The organism is Kitasatospora sp. NPDC059571, assembly GCF_042735675.1.
Lineage (GTDB): Bacteria > Actinomycetota > Actinomycetes > Streptomycetales > Streptomycetaceae > Kitasatospora.
This window is the reverse complement of sequence record NZ_JBHWBW010000102.1, coordinates 1-20,248: the sequence shown is the minus strand read 5'-3', so window position 1 is coordinate 20,248 and position 20,248 is coordinate 1. Positions and strand designations below refer to the sequence as shown.

General features: G+C 75.7%; 19 protein-coding genes and 2 pseudogenes. 12 read left to right on the top strand and 9 right to left on the bottom strand.

Annotated elements, in window-relative coordinates; translation table 11 throughout:
• Together ACFV0G_RS14695 and ACFV0G_RS14690 are read left to right on the top strand one after the other, a co-directional pair.
• Positions 1-567 (top strand): hypothetical protein (locus ACFV0G_RS14695; protein ID WP_380546527.1); only part of this gene is annotated, 567 nt, incomplete at its 5' end.
• Positions 568-721: 154 nt separating this feature from the next.
• The gene (locus ACFV0G_RS14690; protein WP_380546525.1) at positions 722-2,140 is read left to right on the top strand and encodes a hypothetical protein; all 1,419 of its coding nucleotides are present in this window, start codon (positions 722-724) and stop codon (positions 2,138-2,140) included.
• Between the two features lie 46 nt (positions 2,141-2,186).
• Here the strand turns inward: ACFV0G_RS14690 and ACFV0G_RS14685 are convergent, their stop codons facing one another.
• A complete protein-coding gene (locus ACFV0G_RS14685) occupies positions 2,187-3,191 on the bottom strand; it encodes a Ku protein (protein ID WP_380546523.1) in 1,005 nt (334 codons plus the stop codon).
• A gap of 32 nt (positions 3,192-3,223) precedes the next feature.
• Between ACFV0G_RS14685 and ligD the strand changes: the two genes are divergently transcribed.
• Positions 3,224-4,114, top strand: a complete 891-nt coding sequence (ligD, locus tag ACFV0G_RS14680; RefSeq protein WP_380546521.1) for a non-homologous end-joining DNA ligase — start codon at positions 3,224-3,226, stop codon at positions 4,112-4,114.
• Between the two features lie 351 nt (positions 4,115-4,465).
• Here the strand turns inward: ligD and ACFV0G_RS14675 are convergent, their stop codons facing one another.
• Together ACFV0G_RS14675 and ACFV0G_RS14670 are read right to left on the bottom strand one after the other, a co-directional pair.
• Entirely contained in the window at positions 4,466-4,624 is a 159-nt protein-coding gene (locus ACFV0G_RS14675; RefSeq protein WP_380546519.1) for a hypothetical protein, read from the bottom strand.
• A gap of 58 nt (positions 4,625-4,682) precedes the next feature.
• Positions 4,683-6,692 carry a hypothetical protein gene (locus ACFV0G_RS14670; RefSeq protein WP_380546517.1) on the bottom strand — a complete coding sequence of 670 codons (2,010 nt, stop codon included), beginning with the start codon at positions 6,690-6,692 and terminating at the stop codon, positions 4,683-4,685.
• Between the two features lie 409 nt (positions 6,693-7,101).
• On the opposite strand from ACFV0G_RS14670, the gene ACFV0G_RS14665 reads away from it, so the two are divergent.
• A complete protein-coding gene (locus ACFV0G_RS14665) occupies positions 7,102-7,845 on the top strand; it encodes an SMI1/KNR4 family protein (RefSeq protein ID WP_380546515.1) in 744 nt (247 codons plus the stop codon).
• Between the two features lie 55 nt (positions 7,846-7,900).
• Here the strand turns inward: ACFV0G_RS14665 and ACFV0G_RS14660 are convergent, their stop codons facing one another.
• From ACFV0G_RS14660 to ACFV0G_RS14650, 3 genes and pseudogenes are all read right to left on the bottom strand, one after another.
• Entirely contained in the window at positions 7,901-8,551 is a 651-nt protein-coding gene (locus ACFV0G_RS14660) for a class I SAM-dependent methyltransferase (RefSeq protein ID WP_380546513.1), read from the bottom strand.
• On the bottom strand, positions 8,551-8,997 hold the full coding sequence (locus tag ACFV0G_RS14655) for a DUF2064 domain-containing protein (RefSeq protein ID WP_380546531.1): 447 nt from the start codon (positions 8,995-8,997) through the stop codon (positions 8,551-8,553). Before ACFV0G_RS14655 ends, ACFV0G_RS14660 begins: the two co-directional genes overlap by 1 nt.
• Before the next feature lie 180 nt (positions 8,998-9,177).
• Positions 9,178-9,903 (bottom strand): annotated as a pseudogene (locus ACFV0G_RS14650) (glycosyltransferase family 2 protein); the annotation flags it as partial.
• A gap of 173 nt (positions 9,904-10,076) precedes the next feature.
• On the opposite strand from ACFV0G_RS14650, the gene ACFV0G_RS14645 reads away from it, so the two are divergent.
• Entirely contained in the window at positions 10,077-10,766 is a 690-nt protein-coding gene (locus ACFV0G_RS14645; RefSeq protein WP_380546529.1) for a response regulator transcription factor, read from the top strand.
• 5 nt (positions 10,767-10,771) lie between these two features.
• A complete protein-coding gene (locus ACFV0G_RS14640; protein ID WP_380546511.1) occupies positions 10,772-11,935 on the top strand; it encodes a sensor histidine kinase in 1,164 nt (387 codons plus the stop codon).
• Positions 11,936-12,607: 672 nt separating this feature from the next.
• Here ACFV0G_RS14640 and ACFV0G_RS14635 read toward each other — a convergent pair.
• Together ACFV0G_RS14635 and ACFV0G_RS14630 are read right to left on the bottom strand one after the other, a co-directional pair.
• A pseudogene (locus ACFV0G_RS14635) lies at positions 12,608-13,664 on the bottom strand (NAD-dependent epimerase/dehydratase family protein); the annotation flags it as partial.
• 53 nt (positions 13,665-13,717) lie between these two features.
• Positions 13,718-14,647, bottom strand: coding sequence for a LysR substrate-binding domain-containing protein (locus tag ACFV0G_RS14630; protein ID WP_380546509.1), 930 nt, complete (start codon positions 14,645-14,647; stop codon positions 13,718-13,720).
• A gap of 166 nt (positions 14,648-14,813) precedes the next feature.
• Between ACFV0G_RS14630 and ACFV0G_RS14625 the strand changes: the two genes are divergently transcribed.
• From ACFV0G_RS14625 to ACFV0G_RS14605, 5 genes are read left to right on the top strand one after another with little or no spacing between them, the layout of a single operon-like run.
• Entirely contained in the window at positions 14,814-15,389 is a 576-nt protein-coding gene (locus tag ACFV0G_RS14625; protein ID WP_380546507.1) for a flavin reductase family protein, read from the top strand.
• Positions 15,386-16,855 carry a 4-hydroxyphenylacetate 3-hydroxylase family protein gene (locus tag ACFV0G_RS14620; RefSeq protein WP_380546505.1) on the top strand — a complete coding sequence of 490 codons (1,470 nt, stop codon included), beginning with the start codon at positions 15,386-15,388 and terminating at the stop codon, positions 16,853-16,855. The genes ACFV0G_RS14625 and ACFV0G_RS14620 overlap by 4 nt, the downstream gene beginning before the upstream one ends.
• Positions 16,852-17,367: a RidA family protein gene (locus ACFV0G_RS14615; RefSeq protein ID WP_380546503.1), complete on the top strand. Its 516-nt coding sequence runs from the start codon at positions 16,852-16,854 to the stop codon at positions 17,365-17,367. Before ACFV0G_RS14620 ends, ACFV0G_RS14615 begins: the two co-directional genes overlap by 4 nt.
• Complete coding sequence (locus tag ACFV0G_RS14610) at positions 17,364-18,044, top strand: DUF1028 domain-containing protein (RefSeq protein WP_380546501.1); 681 nt, start codon at positions 17,364-17,366, stop codon at positions 18,042-18,044. The genes ACFV0G_RS14615 and ACFV0G_RS14610 overlap by 4 nt, the downstream gene beginning before the upstream one ends.
• Entirely contained in the window at positions 18,041-19,288 is a 1,248-nt protein-coding gene (locus tag ACFV0G_RS14605; protein ID WP_380546499.1) for an amidohydrolase, read from the top strand. The genes ACFV0G_RS14610 and ACFV0G_RS14605 overlap by 4 nt, the downstream gene beginning before the upstream one ends.
• On the opposite strand, the gene ACFV0G_RS14600 is transcribed toward ACFV0G_RS14605, so the two are convergent.
• Positions 19,266-19,868: a TetR/AcrR family transcriptional regulator gene (locus ACFV0G_RS14600; RefSeq protein ID WP_380546497.1), complete on the bottom strand. Its 603-nt coding sequence runs from the start codon at positions 19,866-19,868 to the stop codon at positions 19,266-19,268. The two genes, ACFV0G_RS14605 and ACFV0G_RS14600, sit on opposite strands and share 23 nt — an antisense overlap.
• A 167-nt stretch (positions 19,869-20,035) precedes the next feature.
• On the opposite strand from ACFV0G_RS14600, the gene ACFV0G_RS14595 reads away from it, so the two are divergent.
• Positions 20,036-20,248 (top strand): aldehyde dehydrogenase family protein (locus ACFV0G_RS14595; protein WP_380546495.1); only part of this gene is annotated, 213 nt, incomplete at its 3' end.

Below are 20,248 nucleotides of genomic sequence, written 5' to 3'. Positions count from 1 at the left end.
GCGCCGCCGGGGTCGGGGACCGCCCCGTCGGCGGGCCCCGGCGCGCAGCCGACCGGCACCACCCCCGCGACCGGCCCCGGCGCACCCGCCGGGGCGACCGGGACCCCGTCCGTCGGCCCGACCCAGGGCCCGGCCACCCCCGCCCCGGGCCGCCCGCCCGCGTCGCCCTCCACCGCGGCCGCCGCCTACGGGTGCAGCGGCGGGCTGGTCGGGAGCTACCCGGTGGCCACCGGCACGGGCGCCGTCCTCGGCTACTACTACCTGTTCTTCGACAACAGCAGCGGCAAGAACTGCGCCGCCACCATCAAGACCTCCGCGAGCGGCTACGGCACCGCCTCGGCCGTGAAGGCGACCATCAGCCGGTGCAGCAACCCCGGGCCCGCCCCGAGCTGCACCACCGTCGCCGGGACGACCAGCACCGACGCGGGGAACTTCACCATGTACGCCGGACCGGTCCGGGTGGCCGCCGCGGGCGCCTGCATCACCGGGTACGGCAGCATCACCTGGGGCGGGGTGACCGCGACCACCGCGGCCTCGCTCGGCAACCGGGCCGTGCACTGCGGCTGACGGCCGGTCGGGAGGCTGACGGCCGGTCGGGGGGCCCGGGGGGGCCCCCCGGGCCCCCCCCGGCCCCCCCCCACCGCTCCGACCTGCTTACGGAATCCGAACGCCGCCCCGCCGGAGCCGCCGCGGGCCCGCCGCCGGTGGCAGGGTGGCCGACGTGCCCAGCTCCACCGCCGCCACGACCGCGGCCCCGCCCGTCCCGCCCCGGGCCGCCGCCCGCGCCCTCGCCGCCCCCGCGGCGCTCACCGCCCTGGTGGGCGCCCTCGCCGCGACGGTCACCGGTGGCGGCACCCTCGGCGACCCGCACCCGCTGTACGGCTGGTACTTCGCCGACCTGGCGCTGTTCGCGGCGGCGGTGGCCCTGCTGCGGCACACCCCGGCGCACCGCCGCCGCGCGCTGGTGCTGGCCGGGTCCCTCGCCGTCGCCGCCGTCGGGCTGCTCGCACCGCCGCGGACCAGCGACGACGCCTACCGCTACGTCTGGGACGGCCGGGTGCAGGCCGCGGGGATCTCCCCGTACCGCTACGCCCCCGACGACCCCGCGCTGGCCGGGCTGCGCGCCGCCTCGCCGGACCTCTTCCCGCCGACCGGGCCGTGCACCGGCTGGGACGAGCGGCGGACCGCCGACGGCACCTGCAGCCGGCTCAACCGGCCGGCCGTGCACACCATCTACCCGCCGGTCGCCGAGGGCTGGTTCCGCACCCTGGCAGCGGCCGGCGGCGGTGTGCGGACCGCCCAGCTCGGCGGCGCGCTGCTGGCGGTGGCCACCACCGCGCTGCTGCTCACCCGGGGCCGGCCGGCCCGGGCGGCGCTCTGGGGCTGGTTCCCCGGCATCACCGTCTGGGCCGTCAACGACGCGCACATCGACACCCTCGGCGCCCTGCTGATGACCGCCGCCCTGCTCACCGCCGTCCGCGCCCGCACCGCCACGGGACGCGCCGCCACGGCCCGGAGCGCCGCCGCCGGGGCCCTGCTCGGCGCCGCCACCGCCGTCAAACTGCTGCCCGGGCTCGCCCTGCCCGGCGCGCTCTCCGGGGTGCTGGCCCGCCGCCCCCGGGCCCGCGACCTGGTGCTGCCGGCCGCGGCGGCCGCGGCCTTCCTGCTCGCCTACCTGCCGTACGTCCTGGGCGCCGGCACCGCCGTCCTCGGCTACCTCCCCGGCTACCTCCACGAGGAGGGCTACCAGAGCGGCCGCCCCGCCCGCTTCGGCCTGCCGAGGCTGCTGCTGCCCGAGTCCGCGGCCCCGTACGGCGCGGCGCTGGTGCTGCTCGCGGTCGTGCTCCTGGTGCTCCGCCGCGGCGACCCCGACCGGCCCTGGCGCGGCGCGCTGGCGGTCACCGGCACCGCCCTGCTGCTGGCCGCCCCCGGCTACCCCTGGTACGCGCTGCTGGTGGTCGCGCTGGTCGGGCTGGACGGCCGCTGGGAGTGGCTGGCCGTCCCGGCCGCCGGCGAGGCCCTCTACCTGCTCGGCGGCCATCACCAGCAGGCATGCTACGGCGCGGCCGCCGCCGTGGTCCTCACCGGCCTGCTCTTCCGTCGGCTGCTGCGCCCCGTCGGTGCGGAGCCGTCCCCCTGACGGTCCGTCCGTCCGGGGACGGCCGGGCCGTCCGGGGCCGCTCGGGTCAGGAGGCGCGGCGCGAGGCCGCGGTCTTCTTGGCGGCGGTCTTCTTCGCGGGGGCCTTCTTCGCCGCGGTCTTCTTGGCGGCGGCCTTCTTGGCCGGGGCCTTGCGCACGGCGGCCTTCTTCGCCGGGGCCGGCTCCTCCTCCGCGGCGGCCTCCGCAGGCTCCTCGGCCGCCTCGTCCGCCGCCTCGTCGGCGTGCCCGGAGCGGCCGCCGTGGCTGCTGCGGGCCGCCTTGACGCTGCTGCGCAGCACCGACATCAGATCGATCACGTTGTCGCCGCCGGCCTCGGCCGGCTCCTCCTCACCGTGCGGGACCTCGGCCCCGGCGAGCTTGGCCTCGATGACCCCCTCCAGGGCGGCCTGGTACTCGTCGTGCAGCGCCGACAGGTCGAAGTCCTCGGAGAGGGTGTCCATCAGCGACCGGGCCATCTTCAGCTCCTGGGGACGCACCGTGACCGACTCGTCCGGCGCGATCCCCTCCGCCGACCGCACCTCGTCCGGCCACAGGCAGGTCTGCAGCACCAGCGCGTCGCCGTGCACCCGCAGCACCGCCAGCGACTCCCGGGTGCGCATCGCCACCTTGGTGACCGCGATCTGCCCGCTGTCCACCAGGGCGTCGCGCAGCAGCACGTACGGCTTGGCGGGCGCCTTGTCGGCGGTGGCCACGTAGTACGCCTTGGAGTACATCAGCGGGTCGATGGCGTCGGCCGGCAGGAACGCCAGCACGTCGATGATCTTCTTGCTGGGCAGCGGCAGCTGCGCCAGGTCGTCGTCCTCCAGCACCACCCGCCGGCCGTCCGGGCTCTCGTAGCCCTTGGCCACCTCGCTGTAGGGCACCTCGACGCCCTCCGCCTCGCAGAAGCGCTTCTGGCGGATCCGCGCCCCGTCCTTCGCATGCACCTGGTGCAGCGCCGGGCCGCTGTGCTCCTCGGTGGCGGCATACAGCTGCACGGGTACGCTGACCAGCCCGAACGTGATGACGCCTTTCCAGGTGACCTGTGGCATGACCTGTCCCTTTCATGGGGATTTACCACGGTATGCCGGAGCGACAGGTCACGGAAGTCGAGGGCCGCCGCCTGGTCCTCTCCCACCTCGGCAAGGTCCTCTGGCCGGCCACCGGCTGGACGAAGGGCGAGGCGCTCTACTACTACGCCCGGGCGGCGCCCGCGATGCTGCCGCACCTGCGGCGGCGGCCGGCCACCCTGCTGCGCTTCCCCTCCGGGGTGGGGGAGGAGGGCTTCTTCGCCAAGAACCCGCCCCCGGGGCTGCCCGACTGGGTCCGCACCATGGTCGTCGACAGCCACGAAGGGCCCAAGGAGCGCGTCACGGTCGACGACCTCGCCACCCTGATGGCACTCGCCAACGGCTACGCGCTGGAGCTGCACGTCCCGCAGTGGAGCGCCGACACCGGCGCCGCCGCCCACGACCGGCTGGTCATCGACCTCGACCCCGGGCCCGGCGCCGACGTCACGCTCTGCTGCCGGGTCGCCCTGCTGATCCGCGAACGGCTGGAGGCCGACGGCCTGTCCGTCCACCCCAAGACCTCCGGCAGCAAGGGCCTGCACCTGTACGTGCCGCTGCGGCCCACCGACGCCGCCGCCGTGGTCGACTACGCCCGCACCCTGGCGGAGCGGCTCGCCGCCGCCCACCCGGCGCTGGTGGTGCACCGGATGGCGAAGAACCTGCGGCGCGGCAAGGTGTTCGTCGACTGGTCGCAGAACAGCACCGCCAAGACCACCGCCGCCCCGTACACCCTGCGCGCCACCGCCGTCCCCGGCGTCTCCACCCCGCTGAGCTGGGCCGAGGTCGAGGGGTGCGGCTCAGCCGCCGAGCTGGCCTTCACCCCCGAGCAGGTCCTCGCCCGGATCGCCGAGCACGGCGACCTGCTCGCCCCCGTCCTCGCCGGCGCGGGGGAGCTCCCCGGCTGACCCGCCCGCCCCGCCACCCGGACCGCCGACCGGAGTCGCCGGAGTCGCCGGAGCCGTCGGACGGGCCGGGCGAGCCGGGCGCGCGGCCGCCCGGGCCGCCGCGACCGCCGCACGTGGGACCTGCCACCGTCGGTCGCCGACCCACGGGCCCCACCAGTCGGGTGCCGTCCGCTCCGGGACGCAGCCCGGTCGGTCCGGATGCAGTCCCAGCCGGCGCAGCGCCTCGGCGCGCACCCGCACCGTCCGGTGGCTGCGCCACTGCCCGTCGGGGTCGGGGCGCCGGGTGCAGTTCAGGTCGATCCGCACGTCCTCCGGCCGGAACGGACACCAGTCCATCCCCCGGTCACGCAGTCAAACGGCGAACACCAGCCGCAGGCGCGGAAGTTCGGGTGACTCGGTGACGTGGTAGAGGATGGTCCAGTCGTCGTCCATGCGGCCGATCCTGCCGGACGGGTCGCCCGCCCCGCCACCGGGTTCCGCGCTCCGGTGGCGGGGCACGCCGGTGCTCACGCGTGGACGTCTCGAACGTGCCGGGCCGCCGGCTCAGGGTTCAGGGGCAGGGGCTCGGTTACGGCGTGGCTCCGATCGGGACGGCCATGGCCGCGGCTTCGGTGGCGTCGGCCGGTACCGCGGCCTCGGGGCGGCGCAGGTCGAGCACGATGAGGACGGTGGCGGTGATGCCCAGGTAGATGAGCAGGGTGGTCAGCGCCTGGCCCGTTCCGTGGCCGTCGAAGTAGATCGTGTGGTGCAGCAGGATGTAGCCGTTGCGCGGTGGAAGGTAGGGGCCGATGTCACGCCAGAAGGCGGGCAGGTACGGCACTCCGCTCGCGCCGCCGGAGGACGGGTTGCCGAAGAGGATCATCACGATGATCGTCAGAAGGGTGCCCACCGGCCCGAGCAGCTTCTGCAGGATCGCGGCGACGAAGGCGACCACGGCGACGATCAGCGAGCAGATGGGCCAGACGATCCAGAACTTGCTGCTGGGAAACCCCTGCAGCCAGTAGCAGACGATCAGATCGATGACGAGGCCGCTCACGACGGCGAATCCGGCCAGCTGCGCGGCGCGCCAGCGGCCGGCCGCTCGGCCGGTCGCGGCCATGAGCAGGGTCGAGCTCATGTATCCGCCGATGAGCAGGGGGACCAGCATGAGTGCCTGGACCAGGCCGAAGGGGTCTTTGGCCGCCAGTGGCGTCGGCGCGTACTGCTGCACCGTCAGGGTCTGGCCGGTGGCCCTGGCCGCGTCCTCGAACCTCACCGCGAGGTCGAGTGGTGCCAGGTCGCTCATGGACGGCACCACGATCAGGGTGTTCGAGGCGCCCGAGGTGACCAGTGCGCCGAAGACCCGGGCCTCGTCCATCGCGGTCTTGGCCGCGGCCTCGGTCGGGTACGAGGTGACCTTCAGGGAGATGTTCTTCTCCGCCGCGGCCAGGACGGGGGAGGTACCGACGGTGCCGAACGGCAGGTTGGTGGCCTTGGGGGCGTGCGAGGCGCTCATGTAGGTGGTGGCGAACAGGCACTGCATGACGGCGCAGATGCCCAGCGCTGCGAGGATTCCGATCAGGGCGCGCCGGCTGTCGGGCGGGCTCGCCGCGGGGTCCGCCGGTGCGGCCGTCCCGGCGGCCCGGGCCGCCGCCCTGGCCGGGCGGATGCGGCCGTACCAGGCGATGACGGCCGTGCCCGCCAGGGCGTAGAGGAAGAGGACGATCAGCGGGGTGGAGATGTCACTCCCACCGAAGTAGAGCACGTGGTTGATCAGGGTGATCGCGCTCTGCGGCGGGAAGATCACCCCGATGTTGCGCCAGTAGACCGGCAGCAGGTACGTGCCGAGCCCTCCTGCGGGTGGGCCGCCGATGACGATGAAGAGCACTGCCACGAGCAGGGTGCCCATCTTGCCCACCAGGGCCTGCAGCGCGGCAGCGGCCAGTGCCACCGCCGAGGTGACGAGCCAGAAGCACGGCAGCAACGGCCAGAAATGGCTGCTGGAGTACGCGCCGATCCCCAGCCCGGCGATCAGGTCGGTCAGCAGCGCGCCGACCAGTGCGTATCCGGCCAGGATGGCCGCGCGCCACGGCGCGGCGGCGGTGCCGTGGGCCGCTTTGTAGACCAGCATGGCAGTCAGGTACCCGCCGATCAGCAGCGGCAGCAACAGGAGCGACCCCACTGCGCCGACCGGATCGGTGGAGGCGAGTGGCTTGACCGTCTGCACGGTCACCGGCCGGCCGAGCTTGTGCGCCGCCGCCACGAAAGCCGGCTCCAGCTCGGTCTGGGCGAAGAAGCTCTTCGCCGGGACGACGATCGCCGTGTCGGTCGTACCGCCGCTGACGTACCCGCCGTACAGCTCGCCCCGGTCGGCGGCGGCCAGCAATGCCGACTGGTCCTTGTACGAGGTCAGGTCCAGTCCCACCTTCGATGCCACTTCGGCGACCACGGGCGACGGCGGCCCGGTCACACCGAAGGGCATGTTCCGCGGCACGAGCAGCTGCTGGGCGCTGACCAGGCTCAGCGCGAGCAGCGCCTGCGCGAACAGCACCAGCCCCAGCGCGAACGCGATCCTCGGTGCGGCACTTCGTGCGCCCACAGCCGGAGCAGCCTGCTTCGCCATCACTGTCCTCCGGCCGTCGGTACGGGAACCGGCGCGTCTCGCGTGCCCCCGTGCACGGCACCGCTCGTCCTCGGTGAGCGCGCCCGATCGTGCGAGCTTCACACCCGGTTCGGAATCGGTGCGTCCGGAGCGCCGCCGGCCCGATCGTTTCGTCAGCAATCACGACACGGGCCCGCCCGCCCGGCAACTCGGGAGGCGCCCACAGGTGAGGCCGAGGGCGGGAACCCGGGCCGTGGCCGGGGACGAGCCACCGCTCGTCGGGCCGGTGGGTCGCCGGACGCGCCCGCCCGCGCGGCATGCGGCCGGTGATGGCCGCGCGGTGCGCCGCGGCGTCACCGGCCCCTGCACGCCGGGGCGTTGCGGACCGACCGGTAGGGTCGTCCGCATGACACAAGGTTTCGACCTCGTCGAGGGGCTCGCCGCAGGTCTCGAGGACCGCGCCGCCGCCTGGTGGTTCGTCCAGGACTTCGCCCTGCACTGGGTCGCCCCGATCGAGGACGGCGACGGCTGGGACGAGGCCGAGCTGGCGGCGGCCGAGGAGCGGCTCGGCCTGCGGCTCCCGGCGGCGCTGCGTGAGGCGTACGCGCTGTTCGGCCGGCGCCCCGACCTGACGAGCAACCACGACGCGCTGCACGGGCCAGCCGACCTCCACCTGGACGACCGCGGCGAGGTCCTGGTGTTCCGCCACGAGAACCAGGGCGCCTGCGCCTGGGGCATCCCGCTCGCCGAACTCCACCGCCCCGACCCGGCCGTGCTCGTCCGCGCCGACCTCGCGGACAAGCAGGCCGAAGCGTGGGAGCCCTGGCTGGACCGGCTCTCGATCGCCCTGCTGGAACTGGTCCTCTCCGAGTCGCTGCACGCCCCCGAGGGCCGCTGTGACTACCTGGACGCCCTGGACGAGGAGGGCCGCGACGCCCTGGAGCGGCACTACGACGGCCTGCCGTTCCCCGACTACCCGGACGGTGCGGGGCCCGGCGACGCCAGCCGCTGGTACGCCGGCGAGGACGTCCTGCTGCGGGTGGACGGCGGCGACCTGGTGTACGCGCGGGCCCGTGCCCCCAAGGCGCTGGACGAGCTGCGCGAGCGGATCCCCGGCGACTGGCTGGACAGCGGCGCCCCTTGGGAGTGACCGCACCCCGGGGATGACCGCACCCCGGGGATGACCGCGCGCGGGGCCGCGGCGCTCAGCGCCGGGTGAGCGCCAGGAACCGCCGCCCGTGCGAGGACCAACGGTCCGCCTCGGCGAGGCCCTGGGCCGCCGCCCGCCGTGCGGTCGCGGCGGCGCCGAGCCGGGCCCAGGCGAACTCCGGCCCCGACCGGCCGTCCGGCCCCTCGACCCGGACGGTGAGCCGCTCGTCGACCTCCGCGGGCTCGACCTCGACCAGCAGCGTGCCGCCGGGCGCGAGGAGTTGGGCCGTCCGGCGGAGCAGCGCGTCCGGGTCGCCGCCGATCCCGAGGTTCCCGTCGGCCAGCAGCGCGGTGCCCCAGCGGCCCTCGCCGGGCACCCGTTCGAAGACCGACCGGCACAGCGCCGCACCGCCCATCCCGGCGGTGCGGGCCACCGCGGCCCGGGTCACGTCCACGCCCAGGGCCGGCACGCCGAGCGCCAGCAGCTCGGTGACCAGCCGGCCCGGACCACAGCCGATGTCGAGCACCGGCTGCCCGGCCAACAGGCAGCGGCGCAGCAGCGGGAGGTCGGCGCCCCCGGCCGGCGCGCACCAGCGCTCCACCTCCAGCTCGACCCGGCCGCCGTCCGAGCGCCGCAGCCAGAGCGGGCCACTGCCCGTCCGCATGGCCTCCGCGAACGGGTCGTCCACCCACGGCAGCACCGGCATCAGCGGGCCGCCCCGACCCGGGAGCCGACCGTGCGCCAGCAGGCGGCGAACCGTCCGTGCGGCGCCAGCGCGGCCGCCTCGGCCGCGTCCGCGACCTCGTCCACGTCGCGCAGCTGCGGCAGCCGTTCGACCGCGAGGCCGGCGTCGGCGAGCCGGGCGGCCAGTACCGCACCCGTCCGGTCGGTCGACATCGGCAGCCCGAGCAGCAGCCGGCGGGCCAGTGCCGGCGTCGGCCGGGCCAGGCCGAGCGCCCAGAACCCGCCGTCTGCCGCCGGCCCCAGCCAGGCGTCGACGCCGGTACGGCGGGCCGGGGCGAGCGGCTCGGCGACCGTCCGGGCGGCCAGCTGCGGGGTGTCCATGCCGACCAGCAGCGCCGGTGCGGCCGGGGCGGCCTCGGCGAAGGCCGCCGCCAGCCGCACGTCCAGACCGCCCGCGACCTGCGGCACCACCTCCCCGCCCGGCGGAAGCCACGGCCCGGGAGCGCCGTCCAGCACCAGCAGCCGCCGGCCGGCCGGAACGGCCGACAGCGTCTCCAGAGTGTCGGCGAGCGCCGCCGCGGCGAGCTCCGCCGCCTGCCCGGGCGTGAGCGCCGGGGTGAGCCGGGTCTTCACCCGGCCCGGCACCGGCGCCTTGGCGATCACCAGCAGGGTGGGCGGCGGCGCGGCCAGCACCGCCCGCATGTCCCGGACGGCCTGCCGTACCCCGCGGACCGTCCCGGTCACCTTGGACCGGCCCGCCCGCGGGCGGTAGTCCACCGGGACCTCGGCGATCCGCAGCCCGGCCGTGTGCGCCGCGAGCACCATCTCCAGCGGGTAGCCGGAGCGCCGGTCGCCCAGGCCCAGCGCCAGCAGCCGCTCCCGCCGGGCGGCCCGCATCGGCCCGAGGTCGTGCAGCGGTGCACCGGTGCGGGCCCGCAGCCGGCGGGCGAGTTCCGCGTTGGCGAGCCGCGCGTGCAGCGGCCAGGCTCCGCGCTCGGTGGGCCGCCGGCGGCCCAGCACCAGGTCGGCGGTGCCGTCCAGCACCGGATCGACCACCCGCGGCAGCTGCCGCGGGTCGAGCGAGGCGTCGCAGTCCAGGAAGCAGACGGTGGCGGCCGTGGCGGCGAGCAGCCCGGCGTGGCAGGCCGCGCCGAAGCCGCGGCGGGGCTCGTCGACCACGGTGGCGCCCAGGCCGCGGGCGATCGCGGCCGAGTCGTCGGTGGAGCCGTTGTCGACCACGATCGCCCGCCAGCCGGCCGGGATGCGCTCCAGCACCCAGGGCAGCGCCGCGGCCTCGTCCAGGCAGGGCAGTACGACATCGACGGCGGCGGGCGCGGTGGCGGGGGGTTCGGTCACGCCGAGGACGCTACCCACGCCGGCGGCCCCGCCGACCGCCCCACGGCCTTACGGAAGTCGTACGGCGCAGCGGGCGCGCGCCGGCTGCCCGCGGATCTTACGGATGTCGGACGGACCCGGGCCGCGGGCCCGCCGCCGCCTCCCGGTTTCCTATCCTCGTAGGCGTGACGCACACCCCACCGCCCGGGCGGATCCTCGTGGTCGACGACGACCCGACCGTCGCCGAGGTCGTGGCCGGCTACCTGCAGCGGGCCGGCTACCTGGTCGACCGGGCCGGCGACGGCCACCGGGCCCTGGCCGCGGCCGACGAGGCCCGGCCCGACCTCGTCGTCCTCGACCTCATGCTGCCCGGCCTGGACGGCCTGGAGGTGTGCCGACGGCTGCGCGCCACCGAGCACGGCGCCGACCTGCCGGTGGTGATGCTCACCGCCAAGGGCGACGAGGCCGACCGGATCCTCGGCCTGGAGCTGGGCGCGGACGACTACGTGACCAAGCCGTTCAGCCCGCGCGAACTGGTGCTCCGCGTCCAGTCGGTGCTGCGCCGGGCCGGCGGGGGTGCGGGCGCCGCCGCTCCCGGGCTGTTGTCGGCCGGTGACCTGACGCTCGACCCGCAGGGCCGCCGGGCCAGCCGGTCGGGACGCGAACTCGCCCTGACCCTGCGGGAGTTCGACCTGCTGGCGTTCTTCCTGCGGCACCCCGGCACGGTGTTCGGCCGGGAGGCGCTGATGCAGCGCGTCTGGGGCTGGGAGTTCGGGGACCTGTCGACCGTCACCGTCCATGTCCGCCGGCTCCGCGAGAAGATCGAGGACGACCCGGCCGCGCCGCGCCTGATCAGCACCGTCTGGGGCGTCGGCTACCGCTTCGACCCGGTGGAGGACTGACCGCCGTGAAGGACCTTCTGCTGATCGCCGCGTTCGCCGCGCTGGGCGCCGGCGCTGCCGGCCTGCTCGGCTGGCCCGTGGTGCGGCTGCTGCGCCGCCGCTCGGTCGCGCTGTCGCTGTTCGCGGTGGCCGCGGTGGCGGTGCTCGCGATGACCGCCGGGACGGTGTCGGTGGCCCAGGCGATGTTCCTGTCCGACCACGACCTCGGCGTGGTGATCACGGTGACGTGCATGGCCGCCGTGGTGTCGCTGGTCACCGCGGCGCTGCTGGGCCGTCAGGTGGTCGCGGGCAGCCGGGCGCTGGCCGCAGCGGCGCGCACCGTGGGCTCCGACACCGGCTTCGCCGCCCCGGCGCAGCCGCTCGGCAGCGAACTCGCCCAGCTCAGTGCGGAACTGGCCGCGACCAGCGCCCGGCTCGCCGAGTCCCGCCAGCGCGAGCAGGCCCTGGAGCACTCCCGCCGGGAGCTGATCGCCTGGATCTCGCACGACCTGCGGACCCCGCTCGCCGGGCTGCGCGCGATGGCCGAGGCACTGGAGGACGGCGTTGCCGAGGACCCGGCCCGCTACCTGGTACGGATCCGCACCGAGGTGGACCGGCTGACCGGGATGGTCGACGACCTGTTCGAGCTGTCCCGGATCCAGGCCGGCGCGCTCACCCTGTCGCCGTCCCGGGTGTCGGTGTACGACCTGGTGGGCGACGCGATCGCGGGCGCCTCGCCGCTGGCGATCGAACGCGGGGTGCGCCTGGAGGGCGGCCGGGTCGCTCCGGAGCCGGTCGACGTGGACGGCCGCGAGATCACCAGGGTGCTGGCGAACCTGCTGGTCAACGCGATCCGCTGCACACCGGAGGACGGCGTGGTGGCGGTCGCCGCCCGCCGCGAGGCGGACGAGGTGCTGGTCTCCGTCACGGACGGCTGCGGCGGCATCCCGGAGCCGGACCTGCCGCGGGTCTTCGAGACCGGCTGGCGGGGCGGCGCGGCCCGCACCCCGCGGCCGGCCGGGGTACGGACGGTGGCCGGGCCGCACCACGGCGACACCGGGGCGGGGCTGGGGCTGGCCATCGTCCGCGGCATCGTCGAGGCGCACGCCGGGCGGGCGACCGTCCGCAACGTGGCCGGCGGCTGCTGCTTCGAGATCGCGCTGCCGGCCGGTGCGGCGGTGGGAGGCTGACCTCCGGCGGCCCGCCGGGCCGCGCGCACCGCCGCGCCGTTGCACCGGGTCAGCTCGCCGGTGCGACCTCCAGCACCAGCTTCTTGGCGTCCGCGCTGGCCGGCGGTGCCGAGCCGATGTCCGACAGCGCGGTCACCACCACGGCCGGGACGTCCGGCAGCCAGTTGTAGGTCTTCGACTGCACGACCACGGTCTGGGTGTGCAGCAGGCCGTCGCAGAGGATGCTGTCCGGCGCGACCCGGGTGGTGCCGAACGAGACGGCCGCGGAGTCCTCGGGGTCGGTCTGCTCCACCGAGACGTTGAGCGTGTGCTCGCCGTCCGGCACGTCGCACAGGTAGGTGACCTCGACGCGGGCGCGGCTCGGGATCTTCGCGTCGATAGCGGCGGTGTTGATGCCGATGAGGGTGGCCGCCGAGGCCGACGGCGCCAGCGCGAGCTGGCCGGCGGCGGCGATCGAGGCGGCGGTGCCGACGGTCAGCAGCGTGCGGCGGAAGGGGGCTTGCATACGTCCTCCTCGGGACGGGTGGGTTGGTCCGACTATCGGACGACCCGACCGGGGTGCGCACGGCGTACCGCACCTCCCACCGCCACCTGGGCGAACGCCGTTCCCCGCACGGCCCCGCCCGGTCGCGCCCGGCCGCCCGACCCGGCCCCCGCGCCCGGCCCGATCGCATGAGTCCCGCTGCGGCGCCGCCGCGAACTCGGCCATCCCGGCCTCGAACGCCACCGCGGGCCGCCAGCCCAGCTCGGCACGGAGCCGCGCGGAGTCCGCCGTGACGTGCCGGACGTCCCCGAGCCGGTACTCCCCGGTGACCAGCGGGGCCGGGCCGCCGTACGCCCGGGCCAGTGCCCCGGCCATCTCGCCGACCGTGTGCACCTCGCCGCTGCCGGTGTTGTACGCCCGGAAGCTGCCCTCGGGCCGGTCGCGCACCGCGGCCAGCGCGGCGGCGTTCGCCCCGGCCACGTCGTCCACGTGCACGAAGTCGCGGCGCTGCCCGCCGTCCTCGAAGACCCGCGGCGCCTCGCCGCGCGCCAGCGCCGAGCGGAACAGCGACGCCACGCCCGCGTACGGGGTGTCGCGCGGCATCCCCGGGCCGTAGACGTTGTGGTAGCGCAGCGTCAGCACCCGCCCGCCGCAGGCCCGCGCCCACGCCGAGGCCAGGTGCTCCTGCGCCACCTTGCTCGCGGCGTACACGTTCCGAGGGTCGACCGGTGCGTCCTCCCGGACGAGTTCCGGGGCGAGCGGCGCGCCGCAGCGCGGGCAGGGCGGCTCGAAGCGCCCCGCGTCCAGGTCGGCGACCAGCCGCGGCCCCGGCGCCACCGCGCCGTGCAGCGCGCAGCGGTAGCGGCCCTCGCCGTACACCACCATCGACCCGGCCAGCACCAGGTCGCGCACCCCGGCGCGGGCCATCGCGGCCAGCAGCACGGCGGTGCCCAGGTCGTTGCAGCCCACGTACGCGGGTGCGTCGTCCAGGTCCAGGCCGAGGCCGACCATCGCCGCCTGGTGGCAGACCGCGTCCACCCCGTCCAGCGCCCGCCCCAGGACGGCCGGGTCCCGGACGTCGCCGTGCACGAAGGCGGTGCCCGCGGGCAGCTCGGGCGGCCGCCCGCCCGGGTGCACGGCGGGCAGCAGCGCGTCCAGCACCCGCACCCCGTGCCCCTGCGACGCGAGCCGCCGCGCCACGGCCGACCCGATGAACCCGGCACCCCCGGTGAGCAGAATCTCCATGCCTGCGACGCTAGTGCGCCGTCGCGGCCGGGCGGGCCGGACGTGGCGGACCGTCAGCGGTCCGTAAGGGGTGCCGGGCCGGCCCCGGCCGCCGTCCGCAGCAGGTCGATCACCGCCCGGGCCCGGGCGCACGGGCGCAGCCCCGCGGGCCGGGCGATGACCAGCTCCAGCGTCCGGTGGCCCGGGCCGAGCGGCAGCGCGCGGACCCGGCCCCCGCCGTAGGTGTCGGCGGTGGCGGGCAGCTGGTTCAGCAGGGCGAAGCCCAGGCCGCGGGCGACCAGTGATCTGACGGTCTCGTAGCTCTGCGCCCGGTGGCGCACCCGGGGCCGCCCGCCCGCGGCCCGGACCAGGCCGAGGAAGTACTCCCGGCTGTGCGGCAGGTCCAGCAGCACCAGCGGCTCCTCGGCGAGCTCCGCCAGATCGGCCTGCGGCCGGCCGGCCATCGGGTGGTCCGCGGCGACCAGCGCGTACGGCGGCAGCGACGCGAGCGGCTCCAGCACGGTGTCCGGGCCGAAGCCGAGGTCGTAGCCGAGGGCGAACTCGATCCGCCCGGCCCGCAGTGCCGCGTCCAGCTCGGCGGCCTCGCCCTCCACCACGGTGAGCTCGATGCCCGGATGGCGGCGCTCGGCGGACTCCAGCAGCGGCGGCAGGTGGAACGGCGCCAGCGTGACGAAGCAGCCCAGCGTCACCGGGCCGGTGAGCTCACCGCCGCCGCGGGCCTCCTCGGCCAGCTGGTCGGCCTGGGCGAGCAGCGCACGGGCGCGGCCCAGCAGGTGCTCGCCGGCGGGCGTCAGGGTCAGCGCCTTGGCCTTGCGGCGCAGGAACAGCTGCAGCCGCAGCTCGCGCTCCAGATTGGCGATCGCGTGCGAGATCCCGGACTGGGCCACCACCAGCCGCTCGGCGGCGGCGGTCATGCTGCCGGCCTCGGCCACGGCGACGAAGTAGCGGAGCTGGACCAGCGTGTAGCCGGCGGTCTCGGTCACGGGGTCTCCCGGTGGGCGGTGCGGACGATCGATTTTATCGATGACACCACCACAAAAGAACTGTTTTACCGATGGCAGCCGCCCGACCCATAGTGAGGACACGGCATCCGACCGCCGTACCCCCCCACCACCCCGTACCGCTCCACCAGCCCAGAAGGAGGGCGTCATGACCCTCGTCCAGGACCACCGCCCCGCCGGGACCGACCAGCGCGACCGGTTCGTGGCGGCCATGGGGAACGCCGCCACCGGCGTCACCGTCGTCGCCACCGACGGGCCCGGCGGCCGCTGCGCGCAGACGGTCAGCGCGATGTGCTCGGTCTCCGCCGATCCGCCCTCGCTGCTGGTCTGCGTCAACGAGCGCAGCCCCCTGATCGAGGCGGTCCGGCGCAACGGCGTGTTCTCCGTCAACGTGCTGGACACCGGCCAGGCCCACGTCGCCGACAGCTTCGCCGGCCGATCCGCCGCCGGCCGCCCCTACGACTTCGGCTGCGCCGACTGGGAGACCGGCCGGACGGGGGCCCCGGTGCTCGCGCAGGCCGCCGCCGCCTTCGAGTGCGTCCTGGAGCGGGACACCGCCCAGGGCACCCACCGGGTGCTGCTCGGCCACGCGGTGGCCAGCACCCCGGGATCCGGTGCACCGCTGCTCTACCACGCCCGCGCCTACGGCGCCCACCGGCCCATCACCCCGCCCGGGGCCACCGCCCCCGGGTCCGCCACCGTGAACGAGGAGACCGCCCGATGATCCGCACCGGTGAGCAGTACCGCGAGTCCGTCCGCGACGGGCGCCGCATCTGGATCAACGGCGAGGAGGTCGCCGACGTCACCGTCCACCCCGCCTTCAAGCCGCTCGTCGACATCCGCGCCCGGATCTACGACATGGCCCACGACCCGGCCACCGCCGCCGTCATGACCTACGCCGACCCCGACACCGGCGAGCTCAACGCCGTCCAGCAGAAGCCGCCGACCAGCCGCGCGGACTGGGAGGCCAAGCGGGCCGCCACCGACGCCGTGCTCACCGACGTCGGAGGGGTGGTCACCCGGGTCGGCGACGAGACGATCGGCGAGGTCTGGTCGCTGATCGACGGCCAGGACGTGCTGGACGCGATCAACCCCGCCTTCAGCGAGAACGTCAAGCGCCACATCGAGCGCGCCTGCTTCGAGGACCCGTTCCACGTCTCGGCCAACACCGACCCCAAGGGCGACCGGTCCAAGCGCCCGCAGGACCAGGACCCGGACATGCTGCTGCACGTCGTCCGGGAGACCGACCGCGGCATCGTGGTGCGCGGCGCCAAGTACGAGACCGCCGCCGCCTACTCCAACCAGGCCTTCACCAAGCCCACCATCGCCAACTGGGGCGACAGCGAACTCTCCGACTACGCCCTCGGCTTCATGCTCGACATGGGGGCGCCCGGGCTGCGGTACATCTGCCGCACCGGCTTCGCCGGGCGCGCCCCGGCGGAGGACTACCCGCTGGCCAACCGCTTCGACGAGGTCGACACCCTGGTGGTCTTCGACGACGTCGAGATCCCGTGGGAGAACGTCCTCTTCTACCGCAACACCGAGGCCGCCACCTTCATCCGGGCAACCCTGCACCGCTACAGCGCGTACGCCTTCACCCAGCGCAACCTGCGGCTGGCCGATCTGATGATCGGTGCGGCACTCTGGAACGTGAAGCAGACCGGCCTGGAGCGCCAGCAGGCCGTCCAGGAGAAGCTCGCCGCGCTGGCCTGCTACCGCGAGGGCATCAACGCCCACCTGACCGCGGCGATCGCCCACGCCGAGCCCAGCCCCGGCGGCCTGCTGATGCCCAACCAGTCGCTGCTCTACAGCGGCCGGGTGCTGGCCTGCTCGCAGCTGCACGAGATGATGCACATCGCCCGCGAGCTGTGCGGCGGCCAGATCTGCATCACCCCGGACAAGGCCTCCTTCGAGCACCCCGAGACGGCGCCCTGGCTGGAGAAGTTCTACTCGATCAACGAGCACTGGGTCGCCGAGGACCGCCGCAAGCTCCTCGCCTACGCCCGCGACCTGCTCAACTCCGACTACGCCGGGCACCGGCTGACCTTCCAGCTGTTCGCCCAGTCCCCGCCGTTCGCCCACCTGTCGGCCGTCTACCGCAGCTTCGACTGGGACGGCCCGCTCGACCTCGTCAAGGACGCCGCCGGCCTGTCCGACCGCGTGCTCGGCTCCCTCGGGAGGACCAAGTGACCGCCGCCGCCACCGCGCAGACCACCGCGCAGACCACCGCGCAGACCCGGGCCCCGGCCGCCCACGAGCGGATCCGGACGTTCAACACCAAGGACACCTACCCCGAGCAGAGCCTCGCCAACGACCTCGCCCAGGCCGTGGTCGCCGACGGCACGGTCTACCTGCGCGGTCAGATCGGCCAGGACCTGGACACCCGCGAGAGCGTCGGCATCGGCGACGTCGAGGCGCAGGCCGAGCGGGCGATGGCCAACATCGAGCTGCTGCTCGCGGAGTGCGGCAGCGCCGTGGACGAGATCGTCAAGATCACCGTCTACCTCACCGACATCCGCTTCCGCGAGCCGGTCTACCGGGTGATGGGGCGTCGGCTCCGCGGCGTCCACTACGTCTCCACCGGTCTGGTGGTCTCCGCCCTGGCCCGCCCCGAGTGGCTGGTGGAGATCGACGCCACCGCGGTCATCCCGGCCGGACGGCGGGCCGAGGCGGCCCGGCTGCGGGCGGAGCGGGCCCGATGACCTTCTCCGTCGCGGGCCGCTGCCGGCGCACCGGACAGTTCGGCGTGGCGCTGGCCTCCTCCAGCCCGGCGGTCGCCGCCCGCTGCGCGCACGTCCGGCCGGGGGTCGGCGCGGCCTGCTCGCAGAACGTCACCGACCCGCGGCTCGGGCCGCACCTGCTGGACCTGCTCGCGGCCGGAGTGCCGGCCGGCGAGGCCGTCCGCCGCACCGCCGAGGAGGGCGGGGAGCTGGGCCGCTGGCGGCAGTTGACCGCGATCGGCAACGGCGGTCGGGCGGGCGCGCACTCCGGCGACCGGGCGCTCGGCACCCACGCCCAGGCGCTCGGCCCGGACGCGGTCGCCGCCGGCAACCTGCTCGCCGGCCCGGGCGTCCCGCAGGCCATGCTGGACGCCTTCGAGGCGTGGCCGCACCGCCCGCTGGCACAGCGGCTGATGGACGCGCTCACCGCGGGCGTGCACGCCGGCGGCGAGGCGGGCCCGCTGCACGCGGCCGGGCTGCTGGTCGCCGGCGCCGTGCCCTGGCCGGTCGTCGACCTGCGGGTCGACTGGTCGGAGCGCGACCCGGTGGCCGAGCTGGACGTGCTCTGGCGGATCTGGGAGCCGCAGCAGGAGGACTACGTCCGCCGCGCGCTGGACCCCGCGGCCGCCCCGGCCTTCGGCGTTCCGGGGGACGCATGAGCACCGCCGACGTTGCGGGCGACGCACCGGGGGCGGCCCCGGCGGACGTCCGCGCCGCGATCAGCGCCGCGGTGGCGGCGGCCGGCGGGGAGCTGCTGACGCTCAGCCACGCGCTGCACGCCGACCCCGAGCCGGCCTGGCAGGAGGTCAGGTCCGCGGCCCGGACGGCCGCCGCCCTGGCGGCGCTCGGCTACCGGGTCACCGAGGGCGTCTGCGGGCTGCCGACGGCATTCCGCGCCACCCTCGGCTCCGGTCCGCTGCACATCGCCCTCTGTGCCGAGTACGACGCCCTGCCCGGCCTCGGGCACGCCTGCGGGCACAACGTCATCGCGGCCGCCGCGGTCGGCGCGGCCGCCGGACTCGCGCCGGTGGCCGACCGGCTGGGCCTGACCGTCACCGTCCTCGGCACCCCGGCCGAGGAGGGCGGCGGCGGCAAGATCCTGATGCTGGAGCGCGGCGCCTTCGACGGCGTGCACGCGGTCATGATGGTCCATCCGGGCCCGGTGGACGTGGCCGAGGCGGACGCCTTCGCCGTCGCCCACCTCAAGGTCGGCTACCGGGGGCGGGCCGCGCACGCCGCCGCCTACCCGGAGCTCGGCCGCAACGCCGCCGACGCCCTCACCGTCGCCCAGGTCGCGATCGGCCTGCTGCGCCAGCAGCTGCCGCCGACCGTCCGGGTGCACGGCCTGGTCACCCGCGGCGGCGAGGCGCCGAACGCGATCCCGGAGCGGACCGAGGGCCGGTGGTACGTCCGGGCGGGCTCCCTGGAGGAGCTGGCCGGGGTGCAGGACCGGGTCGAGGCCTGCTTCCGCGCCGGTGCGCTGGCCGCCGACTGCGAGCTGGGCGTGGAGCCGGAGAGCCGGCCGTACGCGGAGTTCCGCAACGACGCGGACCTGCTGGGCCTCTACCGGCGCAACGCCCTGGCGCTCGGCCGGCGCTTCGCGCCGCCGGGCGATCCGGCGGCCCGGATGAACCGGGCCTCCACCGACCTCGGCAACGTCTCCCGGGTGCTGCCCGCCATCCACCCCTACCTGGGCATCGGCTCCTTCCCGGCGGTCAACCACCAGAAGGAGTTCGCGGCGCACTGCGCCAGCGCGGAGGCGGACCGGGCCGTGCTGGACGGTGCGGCGCTGCTGGCGCTGACCGCCGCCGACGCGGCCGCCGATCCGGTGCAGCGCGCCCGGCTGCTCGCGGGCGGCGGGCCCGGGCCCGCCGGGGCGGTCAGATCCGGGGGCAGCCCGTGACGGCCCGGGCGTGGCCGAGGATCAGCCGCAGTGCGGTGGCGCGGTCCACGGCGGTGTTGCGGCTGTCGATGTGCAGGCCGTAGCCGTCCTCCAGCGCGACGAGATTGCGGGCGGTGTCGCCGACGGCCTCGGTCAGGGTGAAGTCGCCGGTCGCACGGCCCAGTTCGAGGATCATTGTGTAGAGCGCGACTTCGCGGGCGAAGAGCGATCCCATCAGGGCGGCGTGCGCGCTGCTGCGGTCGGCGAGGCTGTGCAGCTCGTACAGCAGGCGGTGGGTCGGGTCGTCGGGGCCGGCCGGCAGGCCCGACTCCACCGCCGTGCGGAGCCGTTCGGCCGGGTCGGCGATGCCGTCGGTGGCGGTGCTGCGGCCGTGGGCGTAGCGCTCCACCGCGTCCCGGTGCACCTCGAACACCAGGTCGTCGAGCTCCGGGTAGTAGTAGAGGACCGATCCGGCGGAGACGCCGGCCTCGGCCGCGATGTCCTTGATCCGCAGCCCGGCCAGGCCGCGCTCGGAGATCGCCCGGCCGGCCGCCTCGATCAGCGCCTCGCGGCGCGCGCTCTGGTTCCGTGGTCTCGCCATGGCCCGAATTCTGTCACAGTCGTCAAGGTCGACACGCTCGTAACGCTCCTGTTGTTGACAGCCTCGACCGCCATTGTTTGACTTTCGATTCAAAGAACTTCGGCAGCCGGCCCCGGCCCTGCCCGCCGTACCGGCACTCCCGTCACCGGCCCCCTCGGAGGTAGACCGTGACCACCCCCACCCGCAGCGACTGGCAGGCCCGCGCCGCCGCGCTGCGTTTCGAGACCCGGGCCTTCATCGACGGCGGCTTCCGCCCCGCCGCCTCCGGCGCGGTCCTCGCCACCACCGACCCCGCCACCGGCAAGGTCCTCACCGAGGTCACCGCCTGCGGCGCCGCCGACGTCGACCGGGCCGTCCGCGCCGCCCGGACGGCCTTCGAC

Bases quoted from the DNA above. Each gene is read 5' to 3' on its own strand.
- ACFV0G_RS14625 (WP_380546507.1), top strand. From the start codon at position 14,814: ATGACCCTCGTCCAGGACCACCGCCCCGCCGGGACCGACCAGCGCGAC.
- ACFV0G_RS14610 (WP_380546501.1), top strand. From the start codon at position 17,364: ATGACCTTCTCCGTCGCGGGCCGCTGCCGGCGCACCGGACAGTTCGGC.
- ACFV0G_RS14620 (WP_380546505.1), top strand. From the start codon at position 15,386: ATGATCCGCACCGGTGAGCAGTACCGCGAGTCCGTCCGCGACGGGCGC.
- ACFV0G_RS14600 (WP_380546497.1), bottom strand. From the start codon at position 19,868: ATGGCGAGACCACGGAACCAGAGCGCGCGCCGCGAGGCGCTGATCGAG.
- ACFV0G_RS14685 (WP_380546523.1), bottom strand. From the start codon at position 3,191: ATGCCACAGGTCACCTGGAAAGGCGTCATCACGTTCGGGCTGGTCAGC.
- ACFV0G_RS14605 (WP_380546499.1), top strand. From the start codon at position 18,041: ATGAGCACCGCCGACGTTGCGGGCGACGCACCGGGGGCGGCCCCGGCG.
- ACFV0G_RS14665 (WP_380546515.1), top strand. From the start codon at position 7,102: ATGACACAAGGTTTCGACCTCGTCGAGGGGCTCGCCGCAGGTCTCGAG.
- ACFV0G_RS14660 (WP_380546513.1), bottom strand. From the start codon at position 8,551: ATGCCGGTGCTGCCGTGGGTGGACGACCCGTTCGCGGAGGCCATGCGG.
- ligD (WP_380546521.1), top strand. From the start codon at position 3,224: ATGCCGGAGCGACAGGTCACGGAAGTCGAGGGCCGCCGCCTGGTCCTC.